Source organism: uncultured Winogradskyella sp. (assembly GCF_963975125.1).
Taxonomy (GTDB): domain Bacteria; phylum Bacteroidota; class Bacteroidia; order Flavobacteriales; family Flavobacteriaceae; genus Winogradskyella.
The window spans coordinates 1-17,419 of record NZ_CAXBGB010000041.1 but is presented as its reverse complement, the minus strand read 5'-3'; the positions used below and the strand labels follow the sequence as shown (position 1 = coordinate 17,419).

15 protein-coding genes and 1 pseudogene are annotated in these 17,419 nt (G+C 32.7%); 5 read left to right on the top strand and 11 right to left on the bottom strand.

The window, feature by feature from the left end:
- Nucleotides 1–11 precede the first annotated feature (11 nt).
- From hutI to AAC053_RS07700, 4 genes are all read right to left on the bottom strand, one after another.
- Entirely contained in the window at nucleotides 12–1,250 is a 1,239-nt protein-coding gene (gene hutI, locus AAC053_RS07715; protein WP_339754942.1) for an imidazolonepropionase, read from the bottom strand.
- 95 nt (nucleotides 1,251–1,345) lie between these two features.
- Nucleotides 1,346–2,743 (bottom strand): class II fumarate hydratase, encoded by a 1,398-nt coding sequence (gene fumC, locus AAC053_RS07710; RefSeq protein WP_339754939.1) that lies wholly within the window; start codon nucleotides 2,741–2,743, stop codon nucleotides 1,346–1,348.
- 350 nt (nucleotides 2,744–3,093) lie between these two features.
- Nucleotides 3,094–3,756 carry an ABC transporter ATP-binding protein gene (locus tag AAC053_RS07705; protein ID WP_339754975.1) on the bottom strand — a complete coding sequence of 221 codons (663 nt, stop codon included), beginning with the start codon at nucleotides 3,754–3,756 and terminating at the stop codon, nucleotides 3,094–3,096.
- Nucleotides 3,757–3,807: 51 nt separating this feature from the next.
- Nucleotides 3,808–6,246, bottom strand: a complete 2,439-nt coding sequence (locus AAC053_RS07700) for a DUF5916 domain-containing protein (protein WP_339754936.1) — start codon at nucleotides 6,244–6,246, stop codon at nucleotides 3,808–3,810.
- Between the two features lie 258 nt (nucleotides 6,247–6,504).
- Between AAC053_RS07700 and AAC053_RS07695 the strand changes: the two genes are divergently transcribed.
- Nucleotides 6,505–6,771 carry a hypothetical protein gene (locus AAC053_RS07695; protein ID WP_339754934.1) on the top strand — a complete coding sequence of 89 codons (267 nt, stop codon included), beginning with the start codon at nucleotides 6,505–6,507 and terminating at the stop codon, nucleotides 6,769–6,771.
- Between the two features lie 27 nt (nucleotides 6,772–6,798).
- On the opposite strand, the gene AAC053_RS07690 is transcribed toward AAC053_RS07695, so the two are convergent.
- From AAC053_RS07690 to AAC053_RS07660, 7 genes are all read right to left on the bottom strand, one after another.
- Nucleotides 6,799–8,994 (bottom strand): TonB-dependent receptor, encoded by a 2,196-nt coding sequence (locus AAC053_RS07690; RefSeq protein ID WP_339754931.1) that lies wholly within the window; start codon nucleotides 8,992–8,994, stop codon nucleotides 6,799–6,801.
- Between the two features lie 377 nt (nucleotides 8,995–9,371).
- Nucleotides 9,372–9,866: a DUF6787 family protein gene (locus tag AAC053_RS07685; RefSeq protein WP_339754928.1), complete on the bottom strand. Its 495-nt coding sequence runs from the start codon at nucleotides 9,864–9,866 to the stop codon at nucleotides 9,372–9,374.
- A gap of 28 nt (nucleotides 9,867–9,894) precedes the next feature.
- A complete protein-coding gene (locus tag AAC053_RS07680) occupies nucleotides 9,895–10,332 on the bottom strand; it encodes a DUF6146 family protein (protein ID WP_339754925.1) in 438 nt (145 codons plus the stop codon).
- A 212-nt stretch (nucleotides 10,333–10,544) separates the two neighbouring features.
- A complete protein-coding gene (locus AAC053_RS07675; RefSeq protein WP_339754922.1) occupies nucleotides 10,545–11,180 on the bottom strand; it encodes a DUF937 domain-containing protein in 636 nt (211 codons plus the stop codon).
- A gap of 131 nt (nucleotides 11,181–11,311) precedes the next feature.
- Nucleotides 11,312–12,262 carry a D-2-hydroxyacid dehydrogenase gene (locus AAC053_RS07670; RefSeq protein WP_339754918.1) on the bottom strand — a complete coding sequence of 317 codons (951 nt, stop codon included), beginning with the start codon at nucleotides 12,260–12,262 and terminating at the stop codon, nucleotides 11,312–11,314.
- Nucleotides 12,263–12,387: 125 nt separating this feature from the next.
- Entirely contained in the window at nucleotides 12,388–13,449 is a 1,062-nt protein-coding gene (serC, locus tag AAC053_RS07665) for a 3-phosphoserine/phosphohydroxythreonine transaminase (protein WP_339754915.1), read from the bottom strand.
- A gap of 116 nt (nucleotides 13,450–13,565) precedes the next feature.
- On the bottom strand, nucleotides 13,566–14,624 hold the full coding sequence (locus tag AAC053_RS07660) for an acyl-CoA reductase (RefSeq protein WP_339754912.1): 1,059 nt from the start codon (nucleotides 14,622–14,624) through the stop codon (nucleotides 13,566–13,568).
- An 81-nt stretch (nucleotides 14,625–14,705) separates the two neighbouring features.
- Between AAC053_RS07660 and AAC053_RS07655 the strand changes: the two genes are divergently transcribed.
- The 4 genes and pseudogenes from AAC053_RS07655 (at nucleotide 14,706) to AAC053_RS07640 (ending at nucleotide 17,406) form a co-directional block, all read left to right on the top strand.
- Nucleotides 14,706–15,059, top strand: coding sequence for a 4Fe-4S dicluster domain-containing protein (locus AAC053_RS07655; protein WP_339754909.1), 354 nt, complete (start codon nucleotides 14,706–14,708; stop codon nucleotides 15,057–15,059).
- Nucleotides 15,060–15,170: 111 nt separating this feature from the next.
- Nucleotides 15,171–15,542 carry an IS200/IS605 family transposase gene (gene tnpA, locus AAC053_RS07650; protein ID WP_339754905.1) on the top strand — a complete coding sequence of 124 codons (372 nt, stop codon included), beginning with the start codon at nucleotides 15,171–15,173 and terminating at the stop codon, nucleotides 15,540–15,542.
- A 229-nt stretch (nucleotides 15,543–15,771) separates the two neighbouring features.
- Nucleotides 15,772–16,335: pseudogene (locus tag AAC053_RS07645) on the top strand (outer membrane beta-barrel protein); the annotation flags it as partial.
- Nucleotides 16,336–16,512: 177 nt separating this feature from the next.
- On the top strand, nucleotides 16,513–17,406 hold the full coding sequence (locus tag AAC053_RS07640) for an IS1595 family transposase (protein ID WP_339754902.1): 894 nt from the start codon (nucleotides 16,513–16,515) through the stop codon (nucleotides 17,404–17,406).
- Nucleotides 17,407–17,419 lie beyond the last annotated feature (13 nt).

Genomic DNA, 17,419 nt, shown 5'->3' with positions numbered 1-17,419 from the left:
TTTCGGATTTTTTAGTTAAAGAGTTGCCCATTTATTATAATTTGTTCAACTGGGTTATGAGCAAATGCATAAGGAATCTCACTGTAATGGTTTAGTGGTTTTGTGATTATGAGATTTGCTTTTTTTCCTCTAGTAATACTACCGTACATATTGCTAATTCCCATGGCATAAGCACCATTTATGGTTGCCGCATTAATAGCTTCTTCTGGAGTTAATTTTAGTTTAACACATGCAGCACTGACCACAAAATTCATATTACCACTTGGTGCAGAGCCAGGATTGTAATCTGTAGCAATGGCAAGAGGTAATCCAGCTTCAATGAGTTGTCTTGCAGGTGTATAAGGAATGCTTAAAAAGTAAGAACATCCTGGTAAAGCAACAGGAATAGTTTCGCTATTTTTTAAAGCCTCTATGTCATTATTGTTTAATTCTTCTAAATGATCTACAGATAAAGCGTTATGCTTAACTCCTAATGCTACACCACCAAGAATATTAAATTGATTTACGTGGATTTTAGGTCTTAGATTGTGTTTTAAGCCTGCTTTAAGAATGGCTTCAGTATCTTCAATATCAAAGTAGCCTTCTTCGCAAAAGACATCTATATATTTTGTAATATTTAACTCAGCAGCTTTAGGGATGAGTTCTTCAGTAATCAGTTTAATATAATCTTGTTTTTTAGGTCTATACGCTTCAGGAATAGCATGTGCTGCTAATAATGTTGGAATTATTTTCGCCAAACTATCTTGCTTAATGCGTTTTATTACATTTAGCATTTTCAGTTCAGCTTCAACAGTTAAACCATAACCAGTTTTTATTTCTACTGCTCCAGTTCCCATTTTTATAAGTTCATCTAGACGTTTTATAGATTGATTATATAAATCCTCTTCATTTGTATCTTGAAGTAATTTTGCAGAATTTAAAATACCTCCACCATTTTTTGCAATTTTGGCATAACTTAAACCATTAATGCGATCTACGAACTCTGAAGTTCTATCACCAGAATATACTATATGTGTATGAGAATCGCACCAAGAAGGTAATACTAGTTTGCCAGTTGCATCAATTGTGGTTTCGGCTTCAATACCTTCACAGTCTTTCATTTCACCATATTCAATGATCGTATCATGCTCTATATAGAGATATGCGTTTTCTATTATAGGAAGTGTTTTCATAGCTTCTCCTTTAACGATAGTGATATTAGAATTGTGAACCTGTAATAATTGTTTGATATTGGTAATAAGTATAGACATATTGTTGGCTTTTTGTAAAGGTTGTCATTTTTTTGAACAAAAAAAAACGCTAGTCAGTTAAGATTAGCGTTTCAGTATAAATTTATAGGATAAAATTACTTTAAACTTCCTACCATATTTTCTGGTTTTACCCATTCATCATAATCTTCTGCAGAAACATAACCCAAATTAATAGCTTCTACTTTTAGAGTTGTTCCATTTTTATGTGCTGTATTAGCAATTTCTGCTGCCTTATAATAGCCTATTTTGGTGTTTAAAGCCGTAACAAGCATTAAAGAATTATTTAATAATTCTTTAATAACCTCATGATTAGGTTCGATGCCACTAGCACAATTTTCATCAAAACTCACACAAGCATCACCAATTAATTGAGCAGATTGTAAAATGTTTGCTGCCATCATAGGTTTAAACACATTAAGTTCATAATGCCCTTGTGTACCACCAACAGTAATAGCGACATCGTTACCCATAACTTGTGCACAAACCATAGTTAATGCCTCACATTGTGTCGGATTTACTTTTCCTGGCATAATTGAGCTTCCTGGTTCATTTGCAGGAATAATAATTTCACCAATACCAGAACGAGGACCAGAAGCCATCATTCTTATATCATTGCCAATTTTATTTAAGGATACAGCAAGTTGTTTTAATGCTCCATGTGTTTCTACAATAGCATCATGTGCTGCTAATGCTTCAAATTTATTTTCTGCAGTTATGAATGGTAAGCCTGTAAACTCAGCAATATATTTGGCTACTAAAACATCGTAACCTTCGGGTGTGTTTAGCCCTGTGCCTACCGCTGTTCCTCCTAAAGCTAATTCACTTAAATGTGCTAAAGTGTTTTCAACAGCTTTTAAACCATGGTCTAATTGCGAAATATAACCAGAAAATTCCTGACCTAAAGTTAACGGAGTTGCATCCATTAAATGTGTACGACCAATCTTTACTACATTCTTAAACTCTATAGATTTATTATGTAAAGTATTACGTAACTGAATGACTCCTGGAATAGTAGTTTCTACAACTTTTTTATAAGCAGCAATATGCATACCAGTAGGAAAAGTATCGTTAGAAGATTGGGATTTGTTTACATCATCATTGGGTTGTATGGTTTTTTCGCCTTCACCAATAAGTTTTCCTGCTATTTGGTGTGCTCTGTTTGCAACTACCTCATTAACATTCATATTACTCTGAGTCCCAGAACCTGTTTGCCAGATTACTAAAGGGAATTGATTATTGTGTTTCCCTTCTAAAATTTCATCACAAACCTTAGCAATTAAATCTCGTTTTTCTTTAGTTAAAACGCCAAGATCGCAATTAGTATAAGCTGCTGCTTTTTTTAAATAAGCGAAACCATAAACGACTTCTAACGGCATAGATGCAGGTGCGCCAATTTTAAAGTTATTTCGAGAACGTTCTGTTTGTGCTCCCCAAAGTTTATCGGCCGGGACTTTTACCTCACCCATTGTGTCTTTTTCTATTCTGTAACTCATAATTTTTGAAATTTTAAAGCACTGCAAAATTACAGATTTTGCAAGTTTAATAGAATAGAAATCGAGCTTTTATTTAAACAGATTTTGAATACCAGAATTTAAAAACTATTTGATGCTGCATAAGTATTTATCTAAATATTTAATGTTTTAAAAACCAATTTGGCTAATCGTTTGATATAAATCCTCCTCCTCTCAACTAAATTGAGTATAAAACCGACTCATATCATTAAATTTACTAGACATATCAAATGAAGGCTTCTCTGATTTTTTATTTGGAAAAATCAATAAAAGGGTAATATTTTACTCTGCGACAACACAACTTATAACTCAACGTGAAACACAGATGAAGCTTAAGAAACGATCTTTCCATCAACCATTGTCAGTTTTCGATCTGCCATAGATGCTAACTCTTTATTATGAGTTACAATAACAAAGGTTTGCTTAAACTCATCTCTAAGTTTGAAGAAAAGTTGGTGGAGTTGGTCTGCAGATTCGCTATCTAGATTTCCGGATGGTTCATCTGCAAAAATAATATTAGGCTTATTTATTAAGGCTCTTGCCACAGCGACACGTTGTTGTTCTCCGCCAGACATACTGTTTGGTTTGTGATGTATTCGCTCACTTAAGCCTAAATACTCTAATAATTCTTTAGCACGTTTTTCAGCTTCTGCTTTTGGAGTATTATTAATAAATGCAGGAATGCATACATTTTCTAATGCTGTAAACTCTGGTAGTAATTGATGAAATTGAAATATAAAACCAATATTTTTATTTCTAAATTTAGCTAAGGCTTTGTCATTTAAAGATTTTATAAACTGACCATTGATAACTAATTCGGTCTCTGCTGTGTAGTCTGGTTTATCTAATGTACCTAAGATTTGCAGCAAAGTTGTTTTGCCAGCTCCAGATGCACCAACGATAGAAATAATTTCACTTTCAGAAATTGTTAAATCTACACCTTTTAAGACTTTAAGATCTTTATAGGATTTTTTTATGTGCTTTGCAGAAATTATTGTTTTACTCATTAATTGTGAAATTAATACTTAATGGATTAATGCGCAATATTAGGATGCAGATTTGTTGCCATTGAAGATTGATTTTATTCCATTAAAATCAACAAAATATTGCAGGCGTAACGAAAACGTGTGCTGAACAGGCTGATCGAATAATAGATTTAAACTTTCATTAAAACGATCTTGTACATTTTCGCCGTTATTAAAAAGTTGATTACGATATAAAAAAGTTAAAAAACTACCTTGTACAAATTGCCAAGAATAACTAAGGTCTATATTCCATGTGCTAAAGTTAATGTTAGGATTTTCACTAACATTATCAATAGTATAACCAGAGTTTGTAGTTAAACGACCATTATCTAAAAGTGTAAAAAGTTCGGTATCGTAATCTACAATATCCCAATAATGTCTGAAGCTTAATGCTAGGGAATGAAAAGGGTTAAAATTGTAGTTACCAGATAGTGTGCTAGTAAGCCGTTGTCTGTTACGTTCACCAAATACAGGTTCGTCATTCTCACTAGTAGCATAACCTCTAGAACCATTTCTGAAATCAAAATTTAAACCGTATGATAGTAATAACTTGTCACTAACTCTTACTCTAGGTTTAATTTGAAGGTCATAAGTAAAAAGATCTCTTCCGTTTTCGAAAAGCGTACCAATGTTTGCTCTTACATCTATTGCAAAAACTCTATTGTAATTTGTAGAAATCCAGGCTCCTGTACTTAAAAAATTTTCAAAAATGAATGCGCGTCCATCTCTAGATTCAAAATAGTCGTATTGTTCGCCTGGTTCTATATTCAATCTAAAACCATAGGCATCTAACTTTCTAGTAGAAGCTCGATAACCACCACCAATATTAAATTTTGAAAAAACGTTAGGATCTACTAGTCTGCGATAATTAATAAAACCATTTATTCTGTAACTATTTAGATTTCCAGTAGGTTCAAAAGTTTGATAAGAAACGTCAGCACCAAAATCATTTTGATTATTTCTAAGATTAAGACCTAAGTCATTAATGTCGTATTTTGTATCTGCATATTTATGATTGAAACTATATCTTAAGTTACCATGCACTTTACCAGCGAATAAGGAACTGCTAAATCCAGTTTCTAAATCTAAATTTTGGTAATTAACATTACTCATTCTTAATTCAGTTTTAATTTGATAAGTGTTTCTTTTGTTTATGAGATTAGCGACTAAGGCCGTAGTGTTTGCATCTCTAAAACTTCCATTTCTTGTAACATTGGTATTAATTAAACTTACAGCAGAATTTCCATTAAATTGCTGATCTACAACTAAAATGTTATAATTAGTAAAAGGCTCAACGACTTCGCTACGTTTTTCACCTGTAAGTGTATTTGTTACTGAAGCTTCTGTTTTTTCTGTTATGGCATTGAAAAAACCAATTCCAAGACCATTTTTTGTTCTACCAGAGACTTTAACAGCGTTAAGTACTTTAACCTCATTAGAAACATTAGCCTCTTCATTTTCGTTTAAATTAAGTTTACCACTTGGTCTATTACCAACACGTCTAGAAAAAAATAATCCGCCCTTTGAGAACAGATCAACACCTTCAGTAAAAAATTGGCGTTTTTCAGAAAAAGTTTGCTCAAAAGGACCAAGGTTGAGCGTTAGATTGTCAAAACCAGCCTGACTAAAATCTGGCACCAAAGTCGCATCAAGTGTAAAGTTATCCGTTATTCCATATTTTACATCCATACCGAAGGTTAAGTCAGTATCTGTATTTCCATCAAAATCGTTAATAATTCCTGTTGAGAAAGGATAAAGGTTAAGTCTTACTGGTGGTTTAATTCCATTTAAACCTTTAAGTTCACCATGATAAATACCTGTGTTTCCTTTTGTAGGGTCAATAGGACTCCAACTGTAATCTGCTCGCTCACGTCTAAATTGCCTACGAATTTGTAATCCCCAAACTGGTTTTTCCTGATCGGAAAATCGTAAGGTTCTATATGGTATTTTTATTTCTACAACCCAACCATCATCCACAATCTTAACAGCACTTTCCCAAACGGCATTCCAACTATAATCTTCACCAATACTAGGATTGACAATAGCATCTGCTTGCTGACCAGAGCTAAAGACAATAAAGTTAGTATCGTTTTGAGAATCGTTATTTGGATTTATAACTACCAATAAAAAATCGGATTGCCCAAAATTATCACGAGATGTCAATTGCTTCATGATTTTATCAGGATTATCATACAAATGCGCACCGATATAAATGGCATTATCATCGTAAGCGATCTTTACTTCTGTACGCTGACTTTTGTCTCTTATATTTCCTATCTCTGGACGAAACTGAACAAAATCGGTTGCTATTTCGGCATTAGTCCAAATTTCTTCATTTAAAACACCATCAATTTTGGGGACATCAGTTGTACGCTGAATATTCAATGATTTTTTGTCTTGTGAAGTCGCTGTCTTAGATAAACAAATAAACAATAAAAATAATAAAGAACGAAAGTTCATATTTGATTAATTGATGATAATTAAGTGTGCAATTAAAGGCACATTGATTAAGCGGTTATTGCACTTTAATAGCACAAATCTACGTTCTCACATTATGCAACGTTCTTAATTAAAAGTTAAAAAGTTTTGAAGACTGTTAACACCTAATTAATGTAAAAATGTCATTACTCATTTTTGGAATACTTATTGTACTTAATAACGTGGGTTAACACTTAAAAAATAGATTTCTGATGACTCGGAAATGAAAATATAATTTTCATGAAAAAACACCAAATACTTTTACTGAGCTTATTGTTTGATGCTCTGGGATATGTATCTTTAATATTCCCACCATTCGATTTCGTTTGGGCACCATTATCAGCCTATTTAATGACCAAATTGTACAAAGGAAGAGAAGGTAAGATTGCTGCAGTTATATCCTTTGTAGAAGAAGCATTGCCTTTTCTTGATGTTATACCTACATTTACATTAATGTGGCTATATACTTATGTTTTTAATTCAAAAAAATCAGTAGCTAAAGCATAAAAAAGTACACTTTTGAGTGTTTTTTTATTACATAGTGTAAGTTATACCAACATTTATATTCCGTCCCATATTTAAAATACTATCTGGTTTTAAGCGCGATAAATGATGAATGTATTTTGTATTTAAAATATTTGTTGCAGCTACAATAATATCTATATCATTATTAAACAGCTGAAATGTACCGCCTAAACCAGCACTGAGTAGATTATAACCTTCGGATTCTGTTTCAAAAACACTAACATTATTCTGGGTAAAAGTTGAACGTACTTTTATAAATGCATACCTTTTTTCAATGGCTTTAGAATTTAATTCTACTCTTAAAGTGTTTGTTAAAGAATTTGCTGGGATCAAAGGGAGATAGTCTTCATTATCTTGTTGGCCAGTAACCGTTTCAAAACTACTCTCTAAATGCAACCAGTCTAAAGGGTGTGGATGAAGGTGAAACCCAAATTCGCCACCATACAAACGTGCATTTTCCTGCTGATATAAGAATACAGGATTGCCATCTATAAATTCACCATTGGGTGTTAGAAAAATGTAGTCATTTATTTGATTGTAAAAAGCATTTGCAAATAGCTCAAAATGCTGATTTTTGAATTCCAAAGCTAAATCAACCTGAAAGTTTTGCTCGCTTTTTAAGCCTAAATCCCCAATCTCGTATCTGTTTGTACCTTCGTGTGTGCCATCAGAACTTAATTCTGATAGGTTTGGTGCTCTAAAACCAGATGCGAGATTTAACCTTGCAGTTACTTTTTTAAAGATATTAGTCTTAAAACCTAAGGCACCATTGAATGCGTTGAAGTTTGGTGTGGCATTGTTTTCAATATTAATTTCTCTATAATCGTAACGTCCGCCTACTTGTATATCTATTTTTTCAAAATGAATATGCGATGTTGCTAAAACTCCAATGTCGGTTGTTGTGGCATCTGGAATTAAAATTTCTTTACCATAATTAGTGTTGGTTTGATTGATGCCTTGTACACCTACAATAGTTTCAACACGTCCAAATTTTGGTAAATTATATTTAATATTGTAGTTAAAGGTTTTAAGCTTCATGTACAATACTGCATCTGGCATTTCATTTTCATTCTGTTCAACTTCGCTTTGCTCTTCTTCAAATTCCTTTCTGTTGTTATAAATATAACCTAAAGTGATATCTAAGCTAGAGGCATCAAAAAATAATTTTGATTTTGAGCTAAATATATGATTGTCAATATTTTGAAATGGAAATAAAGGTGTTTTATTTGTAGATTGAATACCGATTTCTTCTGGTAATCCTAATCTGGAATTGTTCAAATTATATCTAAACTCAGTTTTAAATTTTAAAGCCTGATAACCAATACCTACTTTGAAATCTCGTTCTTTAAATCTCGTATTTGTAACCCTATATCTGCTCGTTTTATAATCTGAATGTTCTGCCAGACTCCCTCTAAATAAAAATTTAAAACCATTGCTCGAAGATTTATAGCCTGCATTTGTCGAATAGCCTTTAGTATTACTAAAATAATTTACTGAGGCATCTGCAGATGATGTGTCGTTATTAGCAAAGCGTTCTGGATTAATGTATAAAACACCACCCAACGCATCGCTTCCATAGAGTAGGGAAGCAGGTCCTTTTATAACTTCAACACTCTCTATGCCAGCATCATTTATGCCTAAACCATGTTCGGCTCCAAATTGTTGATTTTCCAACCGTATGCCCTGTGCATAAACCAAAACCCTATTAGAACTTAAACCTCTTATTACAGGCTTACCAATACTGTTTCCTGTACTTATACTTTCTACACCAGCTATAGTTGTAATACCTTCAGCTAGCGTTACGGCACCATTAGTTCTCAATTCGGTTATTTTTTTCTGTTCTACCTTCATTACATTTTCACTTTGTAATTTGTGAAACGGAGTAGAAACAATGACCTCTTCCATTTCTATTGCAGACTCAGATAATGCTATAGTTATTTTTTGATCAAATGGACTAGAAATGAGTATGGATTTGGTTTTATAACCAATAGAGGATACAATTAGTTTATAGTTTCCTTCGGCCAATTCTATTGAAAAATTACCAGTCTCGTCCGTGGATGTTCCAGTTTCTAATTCTGGAAAATAAAGTGTTGCAGAGTTTAGCGGTTCATATGTGGCCTTATCTATAACTTTACCACTGATTTTATTTTGAGCATAAATAGTAGTGCATGTAAAACACAGCACTGTGAATATAATACGATTCATAAAAAATTGATTTAATAATTAATAAAGAAAATGTGCTAATTAAATCAATTGAGGAGGGCCTCTTAAAGCAGTTTGAAGTTTTTGATAATCACTAACAAGCTCGTATTGAGAGCTAGTAATTTTGAAATTATTGTTAATTGGTACCAGATGAATCGGTTTCAACTGCACGTAGTACTGGGATGTTAATTTAAATTTGTAAAAATCACAATCTAAATCAGACTCATGAAAGTGGGCTTGATGCTTATTATCACTATCACAAACCTCGTGCTGGTGATGTGTAAAGGTATGTGTTAATTTTATGACCGAGGGAAATAGTACAGCAAGCACGAGCAGAATTGCTAATGCTTTAAATACTGATAACATGGCCAATTTTAAATTCAATCTAAAAAACGTTTAAGTCCAAATCGTCTTAACATTTTCTTTTCAAACTCCCAGAAAAATTTGAATTGTCCAAATAGCCAGCCAAAAGTTACCAATAGTAATTGATAGAAAATGAGCCCAATTATAATAAATAAAATCCAGTAGAGGATAGGGTTTAAGTTTTCTTTAGTAATTCCGAGTAGCTTAATAACTGGTCGTCCTACTAAAATAGAGGATGACCCTGTAATCGCAAATATGATAAACACCCTAATCATTTCCCATTTATAATCTAGAATCCATTTTTTTTCAAGTTTCTTGAATAAGAAAAGTGTTAATTTTAACAACGAGAAAAAGATAATAACTGATGCTATTATGGTAAAGAACATTCCATAATTTTTTAAAAAAGAATTTGCGATCTTAAAAGCCGAATAGCCCAAAACAATAATACCAAAAAAGGGAAATAGTAATTGCCAGTTGTGTTGAATTTCCCAATGTTTTTTGAATTTTTCCATAACACTTTAAAAGTGCTGCAAAAATACACTAAATTCTAGGAATAAAAGAGGTCAATCTTTGCTTATATTTTATCTGAAAATATAAGAAATAATTATACAATTTGTAGTTGACTTCATAGCCATAATCAGTGCGTGTATCATAATCAATACGAAGTTCATATAGGTTAGGGTCGAAAAGAGATGGTTGCAAGTTTCTCTGATTCCAAGCCTGTACTAATAGTGCGTTTCTTGTCTCAAAAAATTGTTGTGAGTAATAGCCTCTTGGTTGCGCTGTTCCCTCAAGCCAAAAATTAAATCCAGGATCTATTATAATGATTTCATAATCAGTCTCGTCACTGCTTATCCTTACAGTATCACTTTTCACCAAGCTGTTTTCGTGGTCGTTATTAATAACTTGAGTGCTATTGTAAGATTTACAGCTAGCAATAAGTATTATAAAAATAATGAATGAGATAATCTTTTTCATAAGTATTAAAGGTATTAAAAATTTGTGAGTGTTTTATAGTTTATATTTTCATTTAACACTACAAATTAACATGATAACACGTTAATATAAAACCCTAATCTTGTAAACTAGCCTTATGAATGAGTAAACTCATCATTCATCATGGATTTTGGGTTTTTAAACAAAAAAGCAGCTCCATTAGAACTGCTCTTGTATATATAATGTAGATATGTCTATTTTCCGAATAAACCACCTAAAAGACCACCAATACCATCTTTTTTCTTTCCTCCTCCTAATACCATTCCAGCAACATCGTCAATAACGCTTCCATCACCATCTGAATCTAATATTTTTTCTAAGAAACCTTGTTCTTGTTTAGCGTCATTTCCTCCAAGTAAACCACCTAAAAGACCACCTAAGTCATTCTGAGAACTTATATTATTTTGTTTTGCTTGCTTTCCTAAAACACCCATTAAAATTGGTGCAGCTACTTTTAGAATGTTTGCAACAGACCCAGCATCTAAACCAGATTTTTGCCCAATAACTTGCTCTACTCCTTGTTGTTTATTTCCTAAGACATATCCAAGAATTTTTGAACCATCAGTTTTTACGTTTTCGTCAACGCCTCCACCAAATAAACCACTAAGGTTATCTAAAATGCTACCATCGTGCTTACCACTTAACGCTCCCATAAGCCCTTGTGCTCCTTCTGGAGTAGAAGCATTGCGCTCCATTGCTTTCATAAGCACAGGTAACGCCATAGTTAATACACTACTTGTTTTATTTTGATCTGTTCCTGTGGAACCAGAAACACCACTAATGATGGTTTTTCCTAAATCACTGTTTAATAAGTCTAAAATTCCTGTCATTTTGTTATGTATAATTAAGGTTAATAAAATTCAGTTATCAAGGTACAAAAAAAGCCCTAACAATTGTAGGACTCATTTAATTTGCTTTGGTCACATTTTTTTGAAAATTCTCCTCGAGAAAACAAGCTTTGTTAGCCTAATATATTTATGATTTGTTCAGCTAATTCAGTACCAATTCTATCTTGTGCTTCATTTGTTGCTGCACCTGTATGTGGCGTTAATGATAACAAAGGATTCATTAATAATTGAATCTCTGGTTTTGGTTCTTTTTCGAATACATCTAAAGCAGCTCTAGATACTTTACCGCTTTCTAAAGCATTAACAAGTGCTACTTCATTAATAACTCCACCTCGTGCAGCGTTTGCAATAATAACACCATCCTTCATTTGATTAAATTCAGCCTCATCAATAACGTAATTTTTTTGAGCTGGTACATGTAGTGTTAAAAAGTCTGATTGATTTAACACGTCTTCTTTAGAAATGGTATCGATTTCGAAACTCACTTTTTGACCATCAAAGAAGTCTAACTCTAAATTTGCTTTGCTTAAAAACGGATCGAAAGCAACAACTTTCATTCCAGCACCTAGAGCAACTTTTGCTGTGGCCTGGCCGATACGCCCAAAACCAAGAATACCTAAAGTTTTACCTTTTAATTCGGTTCCTTTTGCATAAGTTTTCTTTAAACCTTTAAAGTTAGAGTCACCTTCTAAAGGCATATCGCGATTAGAGTTATGTAAATAACGTGCTAATCCATAAAAGTGACCGAAAACTAATTCTGCCACTGAATGAGATGATGCAGCTGGTGTATTAATAACGTTTAGTCCTTTGCTACGTGCATAATCTACATCTATATTATCCATGCCAACACCACCACGACCAATAATTTTTAGGCTAGGGCAGTTGTCGATTATATTCTTTCTTACAGTTGTAGCACTTCTTACTAGCAATACTGTAATTTCATTTTCATTGATATAGTTCTCTAATTGCTCTTGTGCAACTGTTGTTGTAATCACCTCATATCCAGCTGCTTCTAAAGCTTTAATACCGCTTTGAGAAACTCCGTCGTTTGCTAATACTTTCATGTTTCTGTCCCAATCCCTTTCCTGAGGAAAGAGAACTCTTTTGGGTAATTTTTATAGTTAATATTTTTTTACAATTTTTTCTTGTCTTTATAACTTCCTCACAAAGAGAAGGATTGAGGATGGGATTAAGCCTTACTTTCTAATTCGCTCATTACTTCTACGAGTGCTTTTACACTGTCTAGAGATAAGGCATTATACATTGATGCTCTATAGCCACCAACACTTCGGTGTCCGTTTAAGCCATTAATTCCAGCTTCTTTTATCATTGCTTCAAATGTTTCTTTTAAATTTTCATTTTCTAAAGTGAATGTTGCATTCATATTAGAACGATCCTCTTTAACAGCGTAACCTTTAAATAGCGGGTTTAGATCAATTTCAGAATAAATAAAACGTGCTTTTTTTTCGTTTTCTTCTTCTATGGCCTTAATACCACCTAAATTTTTTAACCATTGTAGCGTTAGCATAGAAACATATACAGGAAAAACAGGTGGTGTATTAAACATACTTCCTTTGCTAATGTGAACTTTGTAATCCATCATAGATGGCATCTTACGTGATACTTTACCTAAGATATCTTCTTTTATAACAACTAATGTTGTACCTGCAGGACCCATATTTTTTTGAGCACCAGCATATATTAAATCAAATTTCGAGAAATCTAGCTGACGCGAAAAAATATCACTACTCATATCGCATACCATTGGTATTGGTGAATTTGGAAATTTTTTCATTTGCGTTCCAAAAATGGTATTGTTAGATGTGCAATGGAAATAATCATAATCATCTGGTATATCGTAACCTTTTGGTATATAATTAAAATTTGCACTTTTAGAAGAACCTACTTCATAGATATCATCATATATTTTAGCTTCCTTTATTGCTTTATCTGCCCAAGTACCAGTGTTTAAGTAACCAGCTCTTTTTTCTAAAAGATTTAATGCGACCATTAAAAATTGAGTACTTGCTCCGCCTTGTAAAAACAAGGCTTTATAACCTTTTCCTTCTAAGCCTAACAATTCTAATGCTAAGGATCTAGCATTTTCCATTACATCTACAAATGGTTTGCTGCGATGAGATATTTCTAAAAGCGATAAACCGTCGTCAAAATTTAAAACGGCTTCTGAAGCTTTTTCAATTACCGATTTTGGCAATACACATGGGCCAGCACTAAAATTATGTTTTTTCATTCTATCCTGAATTTATTTCAGGATCATTAAAAAACAATCCTGATGTTTTAATTTAAACAGCTACAAAGGTGCTAATTAATTGCCTAAAATGCGTTGCGAAATTGATAATTTTTAATTCAAATTTTTAACAAGAATTCTAGAGTATCCACATTATCGGCATATTCTGTCAGTTGTGGGTTTTGAGTTTTACCAAATGCTATTTCACTATCCGAAAAGTCATTAGCTACAACACATTGTATTTTGTCTTTATCTATTGCTAGCTTTTGTTGTAAACTTGAAGTGCTATCATAATGCTCGAAGAATAGAGTAGCTATTGGTGACGCATAGCTTTCATCTTCTTTAATCATTAAAAATCCATTCTCTAACATATCGAATTCACTCATTAAATACACAGCCTTATTGTAATCGTAGTTATTAGCATATTTGGCTTCATTGATAATAGGATTCCATTTATAAACAGCATTAAAGAAGGCGTCGAAATTATAATCAGTTGGTACAAACAATTTTGAGACGTTTCTACAGCCCAATCCATAATATCTAAAAATATCATTAGACAATGCTTCTAGTTGCTCTTTTGTTTCATTGTTACTTAGCACTGCGACAGAATTTCTGTTTTTTCTAATAATAGACGGTTTGTCCTTAAAATAATATTCAAAGTAACGTGCTGTATTGTCACTGCCTGTAGCAATGACAGCTTCAAAATCCTGAAGTTTTTCTTCTGTAAATTTTATTTTGCCTTTAAATTCTGGTTCTACAATTTCTAAATACTTAGCTAAAAAAGGCAGAAGGTATTTATCGTTAGAGGATTGCTTTACTAAAACATTATGGCCAGAAATAAGAACAGATAAAAAATCATGAAAACCAACTAAAGGAATATTTCCTGCCATAATAATAGCAACATTTTTTGGTTTTACTACATTAAAGTTATACTTGCTAGTCCAGAGGATAATATTTTTGTTTGTCAACACATTAGACCAAGATTTAATACTAAAAAAAATATTCTTTTCGGTAAACCATCCATTATGTTCTCTTGCAAGTTTAAGTTGATGTTTAAGGCCATCAAAAAACAAATCGTTAGCAATAACAGAATCATTTTTTTCAATACCTTCAGTTTTAAATTGACTTAAAAACTCACCTAATTTTGCGAATGCGTTAATTCTTTGTTGTAAATCCATCTAGTGTTTGGTTATACGATGTTTTGGCTCTATTTTTGCATCTGCAAAATTACGCAATAAAAAGAAAAAGAATAAATTACTATGGCAATTATAATCACAGACGAATGTATTAATTGTGGAGCATGTGAGCCAGAATGTCCAAATACTGCTATTTACGAAGGAGCTGACGATTGGCGTTATGCAGATGGTACAAGTTTAGTCGGTAAAGTTGTATTACCTAATGGTAGAGAAGTTGACGCAGAAGAAACGCAAGAACCTATAAGTGATGAAATCTATTACATATCACCAGATAAATGTACTGAGTGCATGGGCTTTCATGAAGAACCTCAGTGTGCAGCGGTTTGCCCTGTAGATTGTTGCGTGCCAGATGAAGACCATGTAGAGACTGAAGAAGTGCTTTTGGGTAAACAACGTTTTATGCATCCAGAAGAGTAAGTCTTTATTGAAATTGCTTTAGTTGAAATAAACTAAAATTTTTATTTTCCCTTATAAAACCACTTGCTTTTCAGGTGGTCATGTTCTAAAGGCTATGCCTATATTTGTGCTATGAGCAAATATAAGAAACTTAGTCATGTTATTTATAAATGTGATTATCACTTTGTTTGGGTTCCAAAATATAGATTACGAATATTAAAAGGCGTTATAAAAACGTTGGTTGAGAGAGATATTCGTTCTTTATGCGAATTGAAGAGCTGCGAAGTTCAGGAATTAAATGTTCAAGAAGACCATGTCCATTTGTTAGTTTCAGTGCCACCCAAAGTTTCAATTTCAAAACTAATGGGAATTTTAAAAGGAAAAATTGCAATTAAATTATTTAAGACATATCCCAAGTTAAAAGAAAAACCTTATTTGGGAAATCATTTTTGGGTACGAGGTTATTTTGTTAGTACAGTAGGACTATATGAGGAAATGATATGAAAATATGTAAAGTATAAAGAAAAAGAAGAAAAAGCAGTAGAAGCGAATCAACAAAAGTTTGATTTTTAGGGCTAAGCGTTTCAGCCCCTTTTAGGGGCAACCCAAAGCCACCTTCTTAGAAGGTGTGATTTTTACTTTAGAGTTTTAATCAATTAAGTATATGAGAAAATCAGTTATAATTACACTTTTGTTTTGTTTGTATTTTAGTACATAGTCATTTGCGCAAAAGAAACTAAAACTTGGACTTAATGTTGGAGGACAGTATACAAATCTCAGAGGTTTTAATTATCCAGTTAAAGGAGATTTTGAATTAGGTATTATGTTTGGAGCTAATATTGAATACATAATAAATGATGAGTTATCCATAGTAGCAGCATTTAATTCTGAGCAATTAGTAAAGAAAAAAGAGATTACTTATTTTGATAATAATGCGAATCAATCGGGTGCAGAGACCTTTAAAGAGAAGCATAATTTTTTTAACATCCCATTATTGTTTCGTTATAAGTTTGGTGGTAAAAAACAGTTTTTTATTGATGGTGGTGGATTTGTAAACTATTTTAATAAGGCAGAATCAAATGAATTTAACCCATTATTTATAAATTTTGAAGATTACAATTATGGTCTAGCCTTTGGAGTAGGAACTATATTTTACTTTAAAAATAATACTGATATTACTTTGCAATATAGAAATGACGTTGGTTTAACAGATGTGAATAAAAATAAAGATACACGAGAAGGCAAAATAAAAACCAATACTGTACGATTGATTGCTACTTATAATTTTTGGCTGTAAAGAAATTTTGAATATTACTATTTAAAATCCTGAGCCTTTGTTTTTTTTTGTTTTAAAGATTACGCAGTTCTACGTATAGCTATGGCTTTTTATTAAACTAATTTCGTTTTTTGCTTAAAAATTTATAGAGGTCAGTAGTTAAATGCGTATTTTAGTTGACAGTAAATATATTAAATTATGGACATATTTAAAGGTCAAAATCTTCTAGAGTTCTCTGATCGGTTTAAAACTGACGAAGATTGTAAAGAATACTTAGGGTATCTTAAATCACAAACACCTTACAAGTGCTTGAAATGTAATCATACTGCCTTCCAATTGCTCAAGAATTTTGGCAGACAATGTAATATCTGCCGTCATACGGAATCTGCCACGGCAAACACCCTTTTTCATAAGGTTAAATTTGGTGTCAGAAAGGCTTTTTTTATATGTTTTGAAATGTCAACCACGACCAAGAGCTTATCGGCTAGTTATATGGGAGTTCGTTATGGGGTTACAGAAAAGACAGCTCGGTTGTTTATGCTCAAAATACGGGAAGCGATGTCCTCTAGCGGCAATAATCCAATGGACGGGGTTGTCCACGTAGATGAATTTGTTTTGGGCGGAAGGGAAAAAGAGAAAGTGGAACGAAGCTACAACAGCAAGAAAAAGAAGGCAATAACGGCAGTTCAGCTTACTGAGGATGGAAAGGTCAAAAGAATGTATGCAATGAAGATTGACAACTTCTCGGCAGAATCATTACAGTACATCTTTATCAATCATATTAGTAGAAAAGCCGAAGTTGTTACTGATAAGTGGAGAGGGTATAGACCGATAGCGAAAGCTTACAACATTACCCAAATTGAAAGCAATAAAGGGTTAAACTTTAAAGCGCTGCATACTATGATACATCAAGTGAAATCATGGATAAGAACTACGTATTCTTGGGTTAGTGAACACAATTTAAATAGATATTTTAATGAGTTCTGTTTTAGGATAAATCGATCACAGAGCAAAGCCACCATATTTAATAACTTAATCGTTAAAATGGTAGAATCTGATAAAATGTATCAAACGCAAATCATAAGTAACTAACTACTGACCTCTA